The sequence below is a fragment of the Streptomyces sp. PsTaAH-137 genome (assembly GCF_003259365.1).
Taxonomy (GTDB): Bacteria; Actinomycetota; Actinomycetes; order Streptomycetales; family Streptomycetaceae; genus Streptomyces.
In genome coordinates this window covers 453,682-470,510 of record NZ_QLLY01000001.1, presented here as the reverse complement: position 1 = coordinate 470,510, position 16,829 = coordinate 453,682, and the positions used below count along the sequence as shown (strand labels likewise).

The 16,829-nt window shown below is 72.7% G+C and carries 20 protein-coding genes; 6 read left to right on the top strand and 14 right to left on the bottom strand.

The annotated features are described in order from the left end of the window. Positions 1–89: 89 nt before the first annotated feature. From K377_RS02040 to K377_RS02025, 4 genes are all read right to left on the bottom strand, one after another. Positions 90–1,328, bottom strand: a complete 1,239-nt coding sequence (locus tag K377_RS02040; protein WP_111661306.1) for an ROK family transcriptional regulator — start codon at positions 1,326–1,328, stop codon at positions 90–92. A gap of 108 nt (positions 1,329–1,436) precedes the next feature. Next, complete coding sequence (locus K377_RS02035; RefSeq protein WP_111661305.1) at positions 1,437–2,417, bottom strand: TAXI family TRAP transporter solute-binding subunit; 981 nt, start codon at positions 2,415–2,417, stop codon at positions 1,437–1,439. After that, positions 2,414–3,820: a HAMP domain-containing sensor histidine kinase gene (locus K377_RS02030; RefSeq protein ID WP_111661304.1), complete on the bottom strand. Its 1,407-nt coding sequence runs from the start codon at positions 3,818–3,820 to the stop codon at positions 2,414–2,416. Before K377_RS02030 ends, K377_RS02035 begins: the two co-directional genes overlap by 4 nt. An 11-nt stretch (positions 3,821–3,831) precedes the next feature. Next, positions 3,832–4,500, bottom strand: a complete 669-nt coding sequence (locus K377_RS02025; protein WP_111661303.1) for a response regulator transcription factor — start codon at positions 4,498–4,500, stop codon at positions 3,832–3,834. 218 nt (positions 4,501–4,718) lie between these two features. On the opposite strand from K377_RS02025, the gene K377_RS02020 reads away from it, so the two are divergent. From K377_RS02020 to K377_RS02010, 3 genes are all read left to right on the top strand, one after another. Continuing rightward, positions 4,719–5,744, top strand: coding sequence for an amidohydrolase family protein (locus K377_RS02020; protein ID WP_111661619.1), 1,026 nt, complete (start codon positions 4,719–4,721; stop codon positions 5,742–5,744). Between the two features lie 33 nt (positions 5,745–5,777). Then, positions 5,778–6,698 (top strand): amidohydrolase family protein, encoded by a 921-nt coding sequence (locus K377_RS02015; RefSeq protein WP_111661302.1) that lies wholly within the window; start codon positions 5,778–5,780, stop codon positions 6,696–6,698. Positions 6,699–6,772: 74 nt separating this feature from the next. Then, positions 6,773–8,131, top strand: coding sequence for an MFS transporter (locus K377_RS02010; protein WP_111661301.1), 1,359 nt, complete (start codon positions 6,773–6,775; stop codon positions 8,129–8,131). Here the strand turns inward: K377_RS02010 and K377_RS02005 are convergent. After that, complete coding sequence (locus K377_RS02005) at positions 8,109–8,579, bottom strand: MarR family winged helix-turn-helix transcriptional regulator (RefSeq protein ID WP_111661300.1); 471 nt, start codon at positions 8,577–8,579, stop codon at positions 8,109–8,111. The two genes, K377_RS02010 and K377_RS02005, sit on opposite strands and share 23 nt — an antisense overlap. A gap of 94 nt (positions 8,580–8,673) precedes the next feature. Here K377_RS02005 and K377_RS02000 point away from each other — a divergent pair, with 94 nt between their 5' ends. From K377_RS02000 to K377_RS01990, 3 genes are all read left to right on the top strand, one after another. Next, the gene (locus tag K377_RS02000) at positions 8,674–9,165 is read left to right on the top strand and encodes a nuclear transport factor 2 family protein (protein ID WP_111661299.1); all 492 of its coding nucleotides are present in this window, start codon (positions 8,674–8,676) and stop codon (positions 9,163–9,165) included. Positions 9,166–9,291: 126 nt separating this feature from the next. Continuing rightward, positions 9,292–9,732, top strand: a complete 441-nt coding sequence (locus K377_RS01995; protein WP_111661298.1) for a hypothetical protein — start codon at positions 9,292–9,294, stop codon at positions 9,730–9,732. 59 nt (positions 9,733–9,791) lie between these two features. After that, positions 9,792–10,301 (top strand): cupin domain-containing protein, encoded by a 510-nt coding sequence (locus K377_RS01990; RefSeq protein WP_111661297.1) that lies wholly within the window; start codon positions 9,792–9,794, stop codon positions 10,299–10,301. On the opposite strand, the gene K377_RS01985 is transcribed toward K377_RS01990, so the two are convergent. The 9 genes from K377_RS01985 to K377_RS01950 all read right to left on the bottom strand — a co-directional run bounded on the left by K377_RS01985 (position 10,298) and on the right by K377_RS01950 (position 16,759). After that, entirely contained in the window at positions 10,298–11,095 is a 798-nt protein-coding gene (locus K377_RS01985) for an ABC transporter ATP-binding protein (RefSeq protein WP_111661296.1), read from the bottom strand. The two genes, K377_RS01990 and K377_RS01985, sit on opposite strands and share 4 nt — an antisense overlap. Further along, positions 11,082–12,119, bottom strand: coding sequence for an ABC transporter substrate-binding protein (locus tag K377_RS01980; RefSeq protein ID WP_111661295.1), 1,038 nt, complete (start codon positions 12,117–12,119; stop codon positions 11,082–11,084). The genes K377_RS01985 and K377_RS01980 overlap by 14 nt, the downstream gene beginning before the upstream one ends. 38 nt (positions 12,120–12,157) lie before the next feature. Next, entirely contained in the window at positions 12,158–13,042 is an 885-nt protein-coding gene (locus K377_RS01975; RefSeq protein ID WP_375605894.1) for an ABC transporter permease, read from the bottom strand. Next, a complete protein-coding gene (locus tag K377_RS01970) occupies positions 13,039–14,145 on the bottom strand; it encodes an LLM class flavin-dependent oxidoreductase (protein ID WP_111661294.1) in 1,107 nt (368 codons plus the stop codon). The genes K377_RS01975 and K377_RS01970 overlap by 4 nt, the downstream gene beginning before the upstream one ends. Before the next feature lie 151 nt (positions 14,146–14,296). Beyond that, entirely contained in the window at positions 14,297–14,395 is a 99-nt protein-coding gene (locus tag K377_RS42805) for a putative leader peptide (RefSeq protein WP_375605893.1), read from the bottom strand. A 69-nt stretch (positions 14,396–14,464) separates the two neighbouring features. Beyond that, positions 14,465–14,716, bottom strand: coding sequence for a helix-turn-helix transcriptional regulator (locus K377_RS01965; protein ID WP_111661293.1), 252 nt, complete (start codon positions 14,714–14,716; stop codon positions 14,465–14,467). Further along, entirely contained in the window at positions 14,716–15,201 is a 486-nt protein-coding gene (locus tag K377_RS01960) for a DUF2975 domain-containing protein (RefSeq protein WP_111661292.1), read from the bottom strand. Before K377_RS01960 ends, K377_RS01965 begins: the two co-directional genes overlap by 1 nt. Positions 15,202–15,284: 83 nt before the next feature. Next, positions 15,285–16,055: an SDR family NAD(P)-dependent oxidoreductase gene (locus tag K377_RS01955; RefSeq protein ID WP_111661291.1), complete on the bottom strand. Its 771-nt coding sequence runs from the start codon at positions 16,053–16,055 to the stop codon at positions 15,285–15,287. Next, entirely contained in the window at positions 16,052–16,759 is a 708-nt protein-coding gene (locus tag K377_RS01950) for a TetR family transcriptional regulator (RefSeq protein ID WP_111661290.1), read from the bottom strand. The genes K377_RS01955 and K377_RS01950 overlap by 4 nt, the downstream gene beginning before the upstream one ends. Positions 16,760–16,829 lie beyond the last annotated feature (70 nt).

Below are 16,829 nucleotides of genomic sequence, written 5' to 3'. Positions count from 1 at the left end.
CGGCGGTGCCTTTCGGGTCGTGGCGGGTCGTACGGATGCGGGCCCGGCCGGAGCGATCCTCGGCGAGGTCGCCCGGGGCCGGGCGACGGTCAGGAGGCCTCGGTCGCCGAGGGGTCGGGGGACGCGGCGCCGGGTGTGGTGTACCCGGCGAGCAGCGGTGACTCGTGGAAGACGAGGGCGAGGGCGCCGAGCGGTCCGGCCCGGTCGGCCAGCACGGCGGGCACCAGACGGACACCGCGGTGCACACGGGTGGGGGTGTACCGGCGGAAGACCGCCTCGACCGGGCCGAGGAAGACACCCCCGAGCGCGGCGACCTCGCCGCCCAGCACGACGCGCTGCGGGTTGGCGGTGCTGCACGCGGCGGCGAGGGCCCGGCCCACGGCGTGCGCGGCGCGCTCCAGGGCGGCGCACTCCTTCTCCTCCCCCGCGGCGAGCGCCTGACCGAACCGGCTCCAGCTGCGCCGCCCGGAGGCCCGCAACAGGGCCGGCACGGAAGCGAGTTGTTCCATGCAGCCGTGGCCGCCGCACCAGCAGCGGGGTCCGTCGGGATCGACGCTGATGTGGCCGATCTCCCCGGCCGCGCCCTGCGCGCCGCGGAACAGCCGGCCGCCCGCGACGAGCCCACCTCCGACGCCGTAGGACAGGGTCACGTGCAGGGCGTCACCCGCGCCCCGGGCGGCGCCCCAGATGGCTTCGCCGAGGGCGGCGAGCCGGGTGTTGTTGTCGGCGAGCACGGGAACCTGGAGCGCCTCGGCGACGCTGTCGGCGACCGTCTGGCGGTGCCGTGGCACGCCGTGTCCCGCTTCCGCCGGGACGCTGCCGCCGCCGGTGGTCTCGCCGGGGCCGGGGGTGCCGATGCCGACGCCGCCGAGGCCGGTGAGGTCGATGGCCTTCCGGTCGGCGAGGTCGCGCAGCAGCCCCAGCGCCGCGGCGGCCTGTTCCTGGGCGCTGGTGCGCGGCGGGCAGTGGACGCCGTCGAAGGCGGTGATCTCGTGCGCCGCGTTGGCGATGACGACCTTGATGCGCTCGCGGCCGATCTCGATGCCCGCGGCCTGCGCCGAGTTCGGGTTGAGGGAGAGCCGGTGCACGGGACGGCCGCGGCCCGCGGGCGCACCCACCGCCGGTGCGGGCTCCTCCAACAGCACGGCTTCGGCGAGGAGTTGGCCGATGATGCCGGAGAGGGTGGTGCGGGAGAGCCCGGTGGCCTCGGCCACGTCGGCCCGGGTGCTCGGCCCCTGTCGGCGGAGCACCGCGAGGACCCGCTCCACGTTCCCGTAGCGCAATCGGCTCAGCACGGTGGGGTTCTTGACCACTGCCATGGCGCCCATGCTGCCCAGGCCCCTTATTTTCGTCAACACCTTGAAATAAATTCTCCGGGCTGCGCACGGCTGTCCCGATTTTCGACGTGACCTTGACGCTATTGGGCGGATCGGGTTTCAGCCGTGCAGGGACCGGTAGGCGGCGAGCGCTCCCGGGTGCAGGGCGACGCCACCGGTGCCGATGAGGCTGCGGACGTCGAGGAACTGGGTGCCGACGGCGCCCGCGGGGACCAGCGAGGTCGCGCGGTGGACCAGGACCCGGGTGAGGGCGCCGGCCAGATCGGGGTCCAGGTCGGGGCGGCACACGAGGAGGTTGGAGACGCCGATGGTGGCGACGCCGCCCGCCGAGCGGTAGGCGCCCTGCGGCAGCGTCACCTGTTCCAGGCCGGAGGCGGCGCGGGCCGCGCGGCCGCCGAGCCGGGGCAGCATTTCGGCCAGCGGAAGGAAGCGCAGCCCTGGGCGCCGGTCGAGGTCCTTGAGCGCGGGCAGCGGCACACCGCCGGCCACGAGGAGCCCGGCGACGGAGCCCGCCCGCATCGCGTCGGCGGCGTCGTTCAGGGGCAGGTGGCGGACCCGTACGTCGGTCCCGGCGGAGAGCCCGGCGGCGCGCAGCAGCCGCTCCCCGAACACGGCCGCGCCCGATCCTGCGGCGCCCAGCGAGACGGTTTTCCCGCGCAGGTCGGCCACGGTCCGTACGCCGGCGTCGGCGCGCACGGCGAACTGGAGGTACGTCTCGTAGACCCGGCCGATCGCCCGCAACGGTACCGGGCGGGGGAAGACGGCGGTGCCTGCGGCGTCCCGTGCGGTGGAGGTGAGGACGAGGGCGAGGTCGGCGCGGTCGTCGCGGAGCAGCCGGATGTTGTCGACGCTGCCCGCGGTGGTCCGCACGCGGCAGCTCAGGCCGGGGTGCGCGGCGCCGAGCTGCTGGGCGAGGAGGTGGCCGAAAGCCTCGTAGAACGCGGTCGGTTCGCCGGTCGCGAGGCGCAGGACGCCGCTGGGGCCGCGGCCCTGTCCAGCGACGTCGCCCGCGAGGGCCCCGCCGAGGGCGACGGCGGACGCGGCGCCGAGGGCGGCGCGCAGGGCCGTGCGGCGGTTCACCCGAGCGTTCCTTCCTCGTGGACCCGGGGCAGGACGGCCCGTGCGCGCAGGCCGCGGGGGTGTGCGGCGGCGAGTTCGAGCCGACCGCCGCGGCCTGCGAGGAGTCGTTCGGCGATGGCGAGACCGAGGCCGGTGCCCGTGGTGCCGGTGTGGTGGGAGGAGCGCCAGAACCGTTCGGTGGCGCGGGTGAGGTCGTGGGTGTCCAGGCCGGGTCCGTCGTCCGTGACGGTGAGCACGGTGTGGGGGCCGTCGACGGTGCAGCGCAGGGTGATCCGGGCGTCGCGGCCCGCGTACTTGAAGGCGTTGTCGAGGAGGATGTCGGTGATCTGGACGAGGTCGTGCTCCGTGCAGGCGGCGCCGGCCGGGGCGCCGTCGGTGTGCGTGGTGAGGTGGGCGCCCGCCTGTCGGGCGAGCGGTTCCCAGCGGCGGTGCTGCTCGTCCGCCACGGCCGCCGCGTCGCAGTGCGCGCGGGGCCCTTCGGTGACCGTCAGCTCTCCGGCCCGGTGCTCGGCCGTGGCGAGGGCCAGCATGTCGTCGAGCAGGATCTCCAGGCGGTCGAGTTCGGTGGTGACCCCGGTGTACGTGCGGTGGGCGGAGTCGGGCAGGTGGGTGTGCAGGGCGTCGACACGCAGCCGCAGCGCCGCCATGGGGTTGCGCATCTGGTGGGAGGTGTCGGCGACGAGGCGCCGCTGCTGTTCCAGGGCGAGGGTGACGGTGCCCGCCATGCGGTTGAAGCCGGTGGCGAGCTGGCGCAGTTCGGGCGGTCCCGAGGCGCGGGTGTGTTCGGGCGGGAGTCCGGCGGCGAGCTGGCCGACGGCGCGGTCGAGGCGGCGCAGCGGCCGGACCACCCAGCGGGTGACCGCGCGGGCGAGGGCCGTGCAGGCGAGGGCGACCACGGCCGCGGCGGCGAGGACGGCGGCCCAGCGCCAGGTGATGTCGGCGGCGGCGGTGCGCACGGAGGCGCGCAGGACGACCGCGCCGGACACCCGGGTGCCGGCGCCCGCGGGCTCGGCGAACATCCGGCTTCCCCGTGACCAGGGGGTCAGGGACGCGCTCGGGTGTGCCGTCTGGTTGCGCAGGGCCGCGTCGATGAGCCGGGCCACGGCAGGGTCGGCGGCGCGCATGCCGCCGGTCTCGACGACGGCGCGGTGGCGGGCGTCGGTGACCACGAGCGGTTCCCCGTAGAGGCCGGTGTAGCGCTGGGCCTCGGCGACGAGCGGGGCGGTGTCGCCGGTGGCGGCCGCCTGGTCCATGAGGGAGGCGAAGCGGTCCAGGTCGGAGCTGCGGGCGAGGACCAGTTCCTGGGTCCGGTCCGACGCGGTGAACAGCAGCAGCGGCACGGCGAAGGCGGCCACGGCGAGCACGACGAACGCGAGCAGCGCGGCCTGGACCCGGTGGCGCACGTGCCCGGCTCTCAGACGGCCGCGTCGCCGAAGCGGTAGCCGAAGCCCCGGATCGTCGTCAGCAGCTCGGGGCGGGCCAGCTTCGCGCGCAACTGGGTGAGGTGCACGTCGAGCGAGCGGGACACGCCGTGGTGGGCGTCGCCCCACACCTCGTCGAGCACCTGTTCCCGGCTGACGGCGGTGCCGGCGCGGGCGGCGAGGACCGCGAGGATGTCGAACTCCTTGGTGGTCAGCTCGACGGCGGTGCCGTCGGCGAGGACCCGCCGCGCGTCGAGATCGACCTCGACGTCCCCCGCGCGGACGGTGCGCGAGGAGGGGCCGCCGCGCGCCGCGGCACGGCGGGTGACCGCGTCGATACGGGCCAGCAGTTCGGCGAGTCGTACCGGTTTGACCAGATAGTCGTCGGCGCCGAGGCGCAGACCGCGGACCACCGACCGCTCGTCGCCGCGCGCGGTCAGCACCACCACGGGCAGCTCGCTCACCGCCCGCAGGGACCGCAGCACGTCGAGTCCGTCCACGTCGGGCAGGCCCAGGTCGAGCAGGAGCAGATCGGCGCTGCGGTGGTAGGTCAGCACGCTCTTGCCGTGCCGGACGCGCCGGGTGACGTGCCCGTGGTCGTAGAGGACCTCCAGGAGCGCACCGGCGACTCCGTCGTCGTCCTCGGCCAGCAGTATCTGCACGTTTCCCGCCTCCCATCAGCGGTGTCTGCGCGGATACCGCTCGCTTCCGAATGTAGACCACGTGCATGTGAGGGCCTCGGGGACCGGGGACGGCGGCCGGTCCCGCGGGCCGGAATGTTAAGGGACGGTTAGTTCCGTGCGCGGGCTTTTCGGCGGGCCGGACGGGCGGGGTGAGGGTGCAGCGGTCGACCCCGAGCCGCACCCCGGAGGGCACCACCATGATCATTGACTGTCACGGTCACTACACGACCGCGCCGCCGGCGCTGGAGGCGTGGCGCACGCGGCAGATCGCCGCCCTCGACGATCCCTCGCTCACGCCCTCCCGCGCGGAGCTGCGGATCAGTGACGACGAGCTGCGCGCGAGCGTCGAGCCGAATCAGCTGCGGCTGATGGACGAGCGCGGCATCGACCTGACCGTGTTCTCGCCGCGCGCCTCGTTCATGGCGCACCACGTCGGGGACTTCGCCACGTCGGCGGCCTGGGCCGCGATCTGCAACGAACTCTGCTTCCGGGTGGCCCGGTTGTACCCGGAGCGGTTCGCTCCTGCCGCGATGCTCCCGCAGTCCCCGGGAGTGGACCCGGCGACCTGCGTTCCCGAACTCGTGCGCTGCGTCGAGGAGTTCGGCGCGGTCGCCCTGAACCTCAACCCGGACCCCTCGGGCGGCCACTGGACGGCGCCGCCGCTCACCGACCGGTCGTGGTACCCGGTCTACGAGAAGATGGTGGAGTACGACATTCCGGCGATGGTCCATGTCAGTACGAGCGTCAACCCGGCCTTCCACACCACGGGCGCCCACTATCTGAACGCGGACACCACGGCGTTCATGCAGCTCATCCAGGGCGATCTGTTCGCCGACTTCCCCGCGCTGCGTCTGGTCATCCCGCACGGCGGCGGCGCCGTCCCCTACCACTGGGGCCGGTTCCGCGGCCTCGCGATGGCGCTCGGGAAGCCGCCGCTGGAGGAGCACGTCCTCGGCAATGTCTTCTTCGACACCTGCGTCTACCACCAGCCGGGTTCCGACCTGCTCTACGACGTGGTGCCGCACCGCAACATCCTCTTCGCCTCGGAGATGATCGGCGCCGTCCGCGACATCGACCCGTGCACCGGCCACCACTTCGACGACACACGCCGGTACGCGGAGGCCGCCCGGCTGCCCGCGGACGATCTGGCGGCGATCCAGGAGCACAACGCCCGCGCGGTCTATCCGCGCCTCGACGCCCTGCTCAAGCGCCAGGGCCGCTGAGCCCCCCCTTCCTCCTCCAGGAGTTGCTCTCCCATGCACACGCTCTCCCCCAAGACTCCCGGCTGGCTCGACTGGTGCCGGGACCCGTCGGTGCCGGAGTTCCGGCTGCCGGCCGGGACCGTCGACACGCACTGCCATGTCTTCGGCCCGCAGAAGGAGTTCGGCTTCGCGCCCGAGCGCAAGTACACGCCGTGCGACGGCGGCAAGGACCAGCTGTTCGCGCTCCGCGACCACCTGGGCGTCGCCCGCAACGTGATCGTGCAGGCCACCTGCCACGGCGCGGACAACTCCGCGATGGTCGACGCCGTCCGCGCCGCGGGCGGCAGGGCGCGCGGCATCGCCACCGTCCGGCCGGACATCGGCGAGGCCGAGCTGCGCGACCTCGACGCCGCCGGCGTGCGCGGCGTCCGCTTCAACTTCGTACGGCGTCTGGTCGACGCGTCACCGAAGGAGGCGCTGCGCACGATCGCACGGAAGATCGCCCCGCTGGGCTGGCACATCGTCCTCTACTTCGAGAGCGCCGATCTGCCCGAACTGGCGGACTTCTTCGGCTCGTTGCCCGCGCCGCTGGTCGTGGACCACATGGGGCGACCGGACGTGACCAAGCCGGTCGGCGGCCCGGAGTTCAGCGGGTTCCTGCGGTTCGTGGACCGGCACGACGTGTGGGTGAAGGTGACGTGCCCGGAACGCCTCACCGTCACCGGGCCCGCGGCCCTCGACGGCGAGCGTCACGCCTACACCGATGTCGTGCCGTTCGGCCGCCGCATGGTGGAGGAGTTCCCCGACCAGGTCCTGTGGGGCACCGACTGGCCGCACCCGAACCTCACGGACCACATGCCCGACGACGGACTCCTCGTCGACCACGTACGGCACGTCGCGGTCACCGACGACCAGCGGCACCGGCTCCTCGTCGCCAACCCGACGCGCCTGTACTGGCCGGACGAGAACGCCTGACCCGCACACGCCGCTCCCGCACCCCTTCTCCTCCCTCTCCTCCGCCCCTCTCCTCCTCCGACAAAGGCGTCACCGTGCACCCTGCCAACGCACTGAACCGGCTCGACAGGCTCCCCCTGTCCCGGTTCCACAAACTCACCCTGCTCGCGGTGTCGTTCGCGTACTTCTTCGAGTTCGCGGACATCAACAGCTTCGCGACCACCGCCCCGAAACTGGTCGACGTGTGGGGGGTGACGGTCGATCAGGTCGCCTACGTCACCTCGCTGTCGTTCGTCGGCATGTTCATCGGCTCGCTCGCCGGCGGGGTGATCGCCGACCGGTGGGGCCGCAAACGGGCGCTGCTGCAGACGACGTTCTTCTTCGCGCTCTTCTCGTTCGCCTCGGTCTTCTCGTGGGACCTGGTGTCGCTGGGCGTGTTCCGCGTCCTGACCTCGGCCGGCCTGTCGGCGATGACCGTGGTCGCCGTCGTCTACGTCAACGAGATGTACCCGACGGCCGTCCGCGGCAAGTACCAGGCGTACGCCATCGTCATCGGCATCTGCGGCACCCCGGTCACCAATCTCATCGCCAGCCTGGTCGTGCCGCTCAACGACTGGTCGTGGCGGCTGGTCTATCTGTGGGGATCCCTGGGCATCCTGCTGGTCCTGTTCACCCGGCACCTCAAGGAGTCGCCGCGCTGGCTGGAGAGCCGCGGCGACCACGCCGCCGCCGACGCGGTGCTGCGCGAGATCGAGACACGGGTCGCCGCCGAGCGGGGCCCGCTGCCCGAACCGGCCCCGCCGGTCGAGGAAGTCCACTCCCCCAAGGCGCCGTTGAAGCTGCTCCTGCAGAAGAAGTACCTCTACCCGACGCTGCTGCTCACCGTCCTGTGGGTGACGCAGACCATCGGCTTCTTCGGCTATTCGAGCTGGGCGCCGACCCTGCTGGCGAAGGAGGGCTTCAGCGTGGAGAAGTCCGTCTTCTACGTGGCCCTGACCACGGTCGGCGCCCCGCTGGGCTCCTATCTCGCCTCCCTGGTCACCGACCGTTTCGAGCGCAAGTGGTCGCTGACGGCGTTCGGCCTGGTCATCGCGGCGTGCGGCCTGCTGTACGGGCTCACGTTCAGCCCGGCGCTCATCGTCGTGTTCGGCTTCCTCGTGAACTTCTTCGAGCGCGGGTACACGGCCCTCGCGTACGCCTACTCCCCCGAGCTGTTCGACACCCCCGGCCGTTCCCTGGGCACGAGCGTCTCGTACGGGCTCGGCCGTCTCTCCAACGCCGCGGGGCCGCTGATCGTGGCCGCGCTCTACAACGGCCACGGGTACCAGAGCGTCTTCTTCTTCATCGCCGGTACGTGGACGGTCGGGGCGCTCGTCCTGGCAGTCTTCGGCCCGCGCACGCGGCGCGCCCGACTGGCCGCGACGGCTCCGGTCAGGGATGCCATCCCGCATTGAGGCGGGTCAACAGCCTTACCAGCTCGTCACGTTGGGTCTCCGTCAGCGGATCGAGCAGTTCCTGCTGCGCCTCGCCGATCAGCCGGTCCAGGCGGGCGAGGTGGCGGCGGCCCGGCGCGGTGAGGGTGACGACGTTGCGCCGGCGGTCGTCGGGGTCGGGGGCACGCTCGACGTGCCCCCGCTCCGCCAGCTCGTCGAGGACGGCCACCATGTCGCTGCGGTAGATGCGGGTACGGCGGCTGAGTTCGGCCTGGCTTGCGGGGCCGCTCTCGGCGAGGACGGCCAGCACCGCGTAGTGCCAGCGCCGGGCATCGGCACCGGCCAGCTTCTCCCCCACCACCCGCTCGGCGCGCAGGGCGGCGAGGCCGAGCAGCCTGCTCGGGAGGCCGTCGAGACGGTCGGGGACCGGGGGCGCGGACTCCGGAGACTCCGGGTGCTCTGGTGACATGACAAGGATCGTACCCCTTGCGTTAGTCACCCTAACGGTCTACTTTCGTTAGTGCCACAAACGTTAGTACGGCTAACGCAATAAGGGGTATCCCATGTCCGACGCCATGCTCGACGACCGCACCGCGCTGATCGATCTGCTCGCCCGCTGGGACCGCTGGCTGGACGAGAGCCGCTTCACCGCCGACGAGACCGCGGCGATCTTCACCCCCGACGCGGAGGCGGTGACGCCGGGCGGGGTCTCCCGCGGCATCGGCGCGCTCACCGCGCAGGCGGCGCGCGGCCGGTCGAACTGGGCCGAGACCCAGCACCTCCACACCAACCCGGTCGTCGAGATCGACGGCGACCGCGCCACCATCGACCTCAACCGGCTGGTCTTCACGGTGGCCCACGACCCGGCCCGCGCACCGGAGGCGGTCCCGGCGCCGGCCCTCACCCTGGGCGAGCGCGCCCGCATCGAGGCCGCCCGCACGGCGGAGGGCTGGCGCATCACGCGTCTCGGCGGCACCCTCGTATGGGCCTCCGACCCCGAGGTCCTGGCCGCCGCGGCGGCGCGAGGCAGGGCCGCGGCGGCGCAGGCCGGGTGACTCCCGGGCCGGGCCGTGCGGCGCTGGTGGGAGAATGGCGGCCCCGGCAGTCCGTACGGCCCCGAGCTCATCGGTGGTCCGCGTCGGCCTGCCCGTCCGTCGCCGCAGCCGGAAGGAAGCACGAACGTGATCAAGTGGGTGTTTCTCAGAGCCGGGCAGCGCCCCGTTCCCCGGCCCGTGGCGACGCCGCTGGTGTGGACGGCCGCCTGCGCCACCGCGCTGCTGTTCGTGGCCCTCCTCAACACGGTCGCGGGGCAGACGCGGCCGCTGCTCGCGCTCACCGTGCTGTCCGTGCTCGCGACCCTGCTGGGGTTCTTCGCCCGCTTCACGGCTGCGCCCGGCACCGCCGTGCTGTGCTGGCTGTTCCTCAACGGCTTCGCGATCCCGCCCACGGGCGTGTTCACCTGGACCGCGGACCGCGACAGCCTCTGGCTCACCTGCCTGCTCGCGGCCACCCTCGCCGGCACCACGGCGGCGCGCGTGGCGCACGCCCGCGCCGCGTACCACTCCCTGACCCCGGCGCCCCCGGTGCCGAATCCCGTGAACGACGAACCGCACACGGCCTGAACCACGGGCGTGCCCGGTCCGCCCTCGCGTCGCGCCCTTCGAGAGCAGGACTTCATCCCATGACATCGCACCCCGGACACGACGCCTTCCACCCGCATCTGGCCGGGTCGGGCGAACTCCCCCTGAGCGCACGGCTGCACCACATCCGTGCCGACGGACTCGACGGCGACACCGCGCAGACCGGCGGGATGCGCCGGTTCGCCGCGATCAGCGGGGACAGCGTCGGCTCCGAGCGGCTGTGGATGGGCCAGACCCATGTCGCCCCCGTCACCGCCTCCTCCAACCACCATCACGGGCCCTCCGAGACGGCGATCCATGTGGTGAAGGGGCACCCCGAGTTCGTCTTCCTCGACGACTCCTCCGGCACCCCGGAGGAGGTCCGCATCCGCACGGCTCCCGGCGACTACATCTTCGTACCGCCGTTCGTCCCCCACCGGGAGGAGAACCCGAGCCCCGACGAGGAGGCCGTCGTGGTGATCGCCCGCAGCACCCAGGAGGCGATCGTGGTCAACCTCCCGGAGCTGTACGTGCTGGGCAAGGAGCCCGGCGCCGACTCGGCCGAGGGCTAAGGCGTGCCCCGTACGACCTCCTGAGCCGACGCATCCCGCGTGACAGCGGCCAGTTGAGCCCGCAGCTCGGCGAAGCGGGCGTCGCCGCGCAGGGCCGCGACATCGGTCGTCGCCGCGCGGGGCAGCGGGACGGGCAGTTCGTCGACGACTCGTCCCGGGCCCGCCGCCATCACCACGACGCGGGAGCCGAGCAGGACGGCCTCCTCTGCCGAGTGCGTCACGAACACCACGGTCGCCCCGGTGACCGCCGCCAGCGTCCTGACCTCCTCCTGGAGGCGTTCGCGGGTGAGCGCGTCCAGCGCGGCGAACGGCTCGTCCATCAGCAGGATCTGCGGTTCGGCGGCGAGCGCCCGCGCGATGGCCACCCGCTGCTGCTGCCCGCCCGACAGCTCCCAGGTGCGTCGCCCGGCCATACCGGACAGCCCCACGAGGGTCAGCAACTCCTCGGCACGGGCAGCCCGTTCGGCGCGTGCGACACCGTGCCGGGCCAGCGCGAAGGAGAGGTTGCCGCCCACCGTTCGCCAGGGGAAGAGGCGCGGCTGCTGGAAGACGACGCCGACCTTGCGGCGCACCTCCACCGACCCTGCGGCGGGCCGCTCGAATCCGGCGATCAGGCGCAGCAGCGTCGTCTTGCCGCATCCGGACGGGCCGACCAGCACCACGAACTCACCGGGACCCACCGACAGCGACACGTCGGCGACGGCGGTCACGGGCGCCTTGGCCGTGCCGTAGCGGACGCTGACCCCGGACAGTTCGACATCCGACTCGGGGCCGTCGTCCTCAACGCGCGGCACGGTTCAGCTCCTTGACCGCGAGCGAGTTGTCGAAGACCGACTGGTCCGGCACCGCGTCGATGGCCTTCTGGCTCTTGAGGAAGACGGACGCGTCGTGCAGGTTCCTCGCGAGCGCGCCGGGAGCGCCGGGCTTGCCGAGGTAGTCGCTGCCCTGCTGCTCCTTCGCGGTGAGCAGGACCAGTTGGGCGAGCTGCTTCTTCGCTTCCGCGGGGCTGAGGTTCAGTTCGGCGCCGATGGCGGTGGCGGCCGTGCCGGGGTCGCTCTTGGCCATCTTGACGGCCTGGTCCTCGGCCTTGAGCCAGGCGTCCACGATCTTCGGGTGCTTGGCGGCGAACGCGGTGGTGACCACGCCCAGATCGGCGGTGGGCTTGCCCTGTTCGGCGATCTCCCGGCTGGTGACGAGGACCGTGCCGTCCTTCTCCAGTTCGGTGAGGGCGGGTGTCCACACGTACGCGGCGTCGATGTCGCCGCGCTGCCAGGCGGCGAGCGCGTCCTGCGGCTGGAGGTCGACGAGGGTCACGTCGGACGCCTTGAGGCCGGCCGATTCCAGTGCGGCGAGCAGGGAGTAGTGGGAGGTGGACCCGAAGGGCGTGGCGATCTTCTTGCCCTTGAGCGCCTTGACCGAACCGATGCCCTTCTTGGCGACGAGGGCCTCGTTCTCGCCGATCACGTCGTGGATCCACACCACCTTGTACGGGATGTTCAGCGGCGCGGAGAGCCCCTTGGTGACCGGGCTGGAGCCGGCGAGCCCGAGATCCACGGCTCCGGCGATCACCGCCGTGTTCACATCGCCGCCCGAGTCGAACTTCACCCACTTCACGTCGGCGTCCGGGAGGGCCTTCTCCAGGAGCCGCTGGTTCTTCACCACCAGGTCGGCGTTGGGTATCGCCTGGTAGGCGATGCGCACCTGGGTCCTTCCACCGCCTTCGGCGGCGTCGGCGCCGTCGCCGCAGGCGGACGCGGTGAGGGCGACCAGGGCGACGGCTGCGGCGAGGAGGGCGGTGCGGCGGGGTGCGGCGGGCATGGCTGTTCCTTCGTACGGAGTCGGGGTGGGTGGTGAGGTCAGGCGCGGCCGCGCCACGGGACCGCCAGCCGTTCCACGCCCTTGAAGAGCGCGTCGAGGGCGATCCCGGAGAGGCCGATGGCGATGATCCCGGCGATGACGACGTCGGTCTGGTTGTAGCGCTGCGCGTCCCGGATCATGCCTCCGATGCCCGGTACGCCGTTGATGGTCTCGGCGGCGACGACCGAGGTGTACGCGATGCCGACGGCGATCCGCACGCCGGTCAGGATCTCCGGCAGGGCGGCGGGCAGTCGTACGGAGAGCAGCAGCGACACGGGTCCCGCGCCCAGCGCCCGCGCGGCCTCCACCAGGTCGGCCGGGACCGCGCGGACGGCGGCGGCGGTCGCGGCCGCGACGGGCGGCAGCGCGGCGATGACGAGCAGCCAGATCTTCGGGGACTCGTCGATGCCGAACCAGATGACCAGCAGGGAGAGGTACGCGAGTGGAGGCAGCGTCCGCAGGAAGGTGACGGCGGGCTCCAGGACCACGGCGACCGGTTTGATCACGCCGATCAGCAGGCCGAGCGGAATGCCGGCCAGGGCCGCGTACCCCGTGCCGATGCCGATCCGGCGCAGGGAGACGCCGAGGTGTTCGACGAGCAGGTGGTTGCTGAAGCCGCGCACACCGTCGTGGACGGTGGACGCCTCGACGAAGGCGTGCCAGACGTCCCCGGGCGACGGGACGAGGACCCGTGGCCAGACGCCCGCGACGACCACGGCCTGCCAGGCGGCGACGAGGACGGTGAGGGCGAGCAGGCGCAGGGCGGTCCAGCGCAGCGCGGCTGCCGCGGACCGGGTGCGCCGCCGCGGAGGCGACGGGGGTCCGTCCGGCGCGGTACGGCTGTCGGGTGCCGCGCCGTGTGCCGCTTTCTCGATCAGGGTCACGCCGCCGCCTCGGTGAGGGCCCGCAGCCGGGGTGCGACCTCTTCGCCGACGCGATAGGCCTCCTCCAGGTGGGGATAGCCGGACAGGATGAACTCGTCGATCCCCAACCGGCCGTATTCGAAGAGCCGTTGGGCGACCTCGTCGTGCGAGCCGACCAGTGCGGTCCCCGCTCCCTCGCGGACGAGTCCGATGCCGGCCCACAGATTGGGCGCCACGGTGAGGTTCTCGGCCGAGCCGCCGTGCAGGGCGGCCATCCGCGCCTGCCCGGTGGAGTCCATGCGGGCGAAGCGTTCCTGGGAGGCGCGGACGGCCGCCGGGTCGAGCCCGGCGAGGATCCGGTCGGCCTCCGCCCAGGCCTCGGCCGCGGTGTCCCGCGCGATGATGTGCAGCCGGATCCCGAACCGCAGCCGACGGCCCTGCTGTGCGGCCTTCTCCCGTACGCGCGTGATGCGTTCGGCGATCGCCGCCGGCGGTTCGCCCCACAGGAGCTGGACCTCGGCGTGGCGGGCGGCGACGTCCTCGGCGGCGGTGGACGCGCCGCCGAAGTAGAGGGGGACGCGCGGCGCCGGGTCCGGGGAGTCGAGGCGGGCGCCCTCGACCCGTACGTGGCGTCCCGCGAAGTCGACGGGCTTGCCGTCGAGCAATTCCCGTACGACGTGCATGAGTTCGCCGGTGCGGGCGTAGCGCTCCTCCTTGGGCAGCGGGTCGCCGTACGCCCGCTGCTCGGCCGGATCGCCGCCGGTGACCACGTTCAGGGCGATGCGGTCGCCGAACAACCGGCGGAAAGTGTCCGCCTGTTGGGCGACGAGGGTGGGCTGGGCGAGACCCGCGCGGAAGGCGACGAGGAACCCGATGCGTTCGGTGACGGCGGCGACGGCCGGGGTGAGCACCCACGGGTCGACGCACCCGAGCCCCACCGGGGTCAGGAGTTTGGCGAACCCCGCACGTTCGGCCGCGCGGGCGACCTGGGCGAGATAGCCGAGGTCGGCGGCACGGCGGGTGGCGGCGGCGGTTCGGCCCTGCACGGCGGTGACGCCGCCGGGATCGCGGCCGTCACCGCCCGTGGGCAGGAACCAGTGCAGAACGGGGCCAGGGGTGGACATGCGGGCACACCTCGACGGGGGTCCGGGAGCATGGGGCAGGAAAGGCGCCACCGGCCGACAGCCCGCGAGAAGGTGTCAGACACACCCGGCGGTCGGGAAAGACGTGCGGTCAGCGGCGAGGAAGAAGGTTGCTACGGCTCGACGGAGCGGTTCAGCAACACTGCGCGCGACAGAGCGCGTCGGCCCGACACAGCATCCCGGAGACACGCAGCAGATCCACGTGGCGGCGGGAGACGAGGGCGGGGTTCATGGCCGCATGATGACCCGAACCGCGTGTCCACAACAAGCCATGTCCATCATGTGGATCGCGGAGGACCACTCAGTGGACGGTCGCGTCGGCGCCGGCGGCTTCCGCGGTGGCGACGTCCTCGGGCTCCCAGCGCAGCAGATCGCCGGGCTGGCAGTCGAGCACCTCGCAGAGCGCGGCGAGGGTCGCGAACCGCACCGCTTTGGCGCGGCCGTTCTTGAGCACCGCCAGATTGGCGGGCGTGATGCCCACGCGCTCCGCGAGGTCGCCGACGGCCATCTTGCGCCGGGCCAGCATCACGTCGATGTCGACGACGATGGGCATCAGATCACCCCGTCCAACTCCGCCTGCATCCGCGTGGCTTCGCCGTCGCGGGCGACGGCCTGGGCGAGCAGCATGCGCAGCACGAGGACGATGAGGGCGACGCCGAGGATGGCCACTCCCACCCCGGCCATGATGAGGGTGACGCCCGGATCCTCGCGCTGACCGGGCGCGTTGAGGGCCGTGACCGTGAACCAGACGAGGGCGGCGGCCACGATCGCGCCGATCATGCCGTTCACGTACCGGAAGGCGGCGTGGGAGAAGACCGTGCCGCGGCGGACCATCGCCACCAGGCGCCACACGCAGACGAGCGCGACCTGCGCCGCCCCCATGCCGAGCACGGTGACGAGGCGCAGCGGGGTCAGCGGCAGCGAGCCGTCCTCCGGATCGGTGAACAGGGCCCACACCATGGACACCTGCACGAACACGGTGCCGGCGAACACCACCACGAGTACGGCGCGCAATGCGCGTACGGTCAGCTGACCCATGACCTACCCCTGCCCATCCATCGACTTACGACGGAAATCTATCGAGTTTCGATAGATGGGGCAAGGGGCGGCGGCCCAGCGCGTCAGCGGCTGGTGTAGCCGGCGTCGACGTGGATGACCGAGCCGGTCACGTACGAGGACTGGTCGGAGGCGAGCCAGAGGCTGGCCTGGGCGACCTCGCGCGGCTGGCCGAAGCGGCCGAGGAGGCTGAGCGCCGGGGCGAACTCCGCCTCGGACTGCCCGGTCTGCTCCAGGGCGCCGCGCAGCATCGGGGTGTCGATGGCGCCGGGCGCCACGGCGTTGACGCGGATGGCGTGCTCACCGTTCTCCAGCGCGGCGGTCTTGGTCAGCCCGTTCACACCGTGCTTGGCGGCGACGTACGCGGGGTTCTTCGGCTGCGGGCGGAAGCCGCTGACGGAGGAGATGTTGACGATCGAGCCGCCGTCGCCCTGCCGGACGAGCTGCTGCAGCTCCCACTTGAGGCAGAGCGCGGTGCCCTTGAGGTCGACCGACATCAGCCGGTCCCAGTAGTCCTCGTCGATCTCCGACGTCAGGTTGTCGTCCGGGGTGAGGGCGGCGTTGTTCACGGCGACGTCGAGGCGGCCGAAGGCGTCGACGGCGGCCTGCACCATCGCCTTGACCTGGGCGCTGTCGGCGATGTTCACCTGGTGGAAGACGGCGGTGCCGCCGCTCGCCGTGATCTCGTCGGCGACGGCCTTGCCGCGCTCCTCGTTCATGTCGGCGACCAGGACCTTGGCGCCCGCCTCGGCGAACAGCTTCGCGGTCGCCTCGCCCATGCCCATCGCCGCGCCGGTGACGATCGCGGACTTGCCCTCCAGGACGGGGAATGTCATTGCCTTGCACCTTTCCTCGCACCCGGGCCCGCCGTGCGCGGGCCGGAGTGATGTATGTGATCCGTGGCCGCCGCGACCTCGTGTCCCAGCAGGTCGTAGGCCCGGGCCACGCGCGCCGCCAGATCGGCGGCGTCGCCTTCCGTCTGGCGCGCCCAGGCGTGCAGGACGGAGGAGAGCACGCCCGCGCCGACCTCGACGACGAGGCCGGGGCGCGGGTCGCGGTCCGGGTCGACGCCGATGCGGTCGGCGAGCACCCGCACCGACGCGGCCTGGGCCTCGGCGCGGATACGGGCGTAGGCGGCGAGCAGGTCGGGTTCACGGTCGACGAGGGCGAGCACCGCCCGCTCCTTGGGCCGGGCATGTCCGGCCGGACGCCCGTCGTCGGTCAGCCAGTCCAGGACGGCGGCGCGGTAGGCGGCCAGCGGGGGTTCGTCCGCGGGGCGGTGGCGCAGCGCGTCGTTGATCCGGGCGCCGTCGGCGCGGGTGAAGTCGAGGGCCGCGTCCGCCTTGTCCGGGAAGTAGCGGCTGAAGGTGCGCCGGGTGACCTCGGCGCGGTCGACGATCGCCTCGACGCCGAAGCCGTCGAGTCCGTGCTCGAGCACCAGGTCCACGGCGGCGGCACCGAGCGCCTCGCGCGTCCGGTGCGACCTGCGCCGCCGAAGATCCTCGCGCGCCTGCGCCGTGTCCGGCTCCGTTGCCTTCATGCCTCCACTGTACTCCTCAATTGTCCCGCTGGGACAATTGTCGGAGAGGAGCGGCGGCAGACCGGCGCGG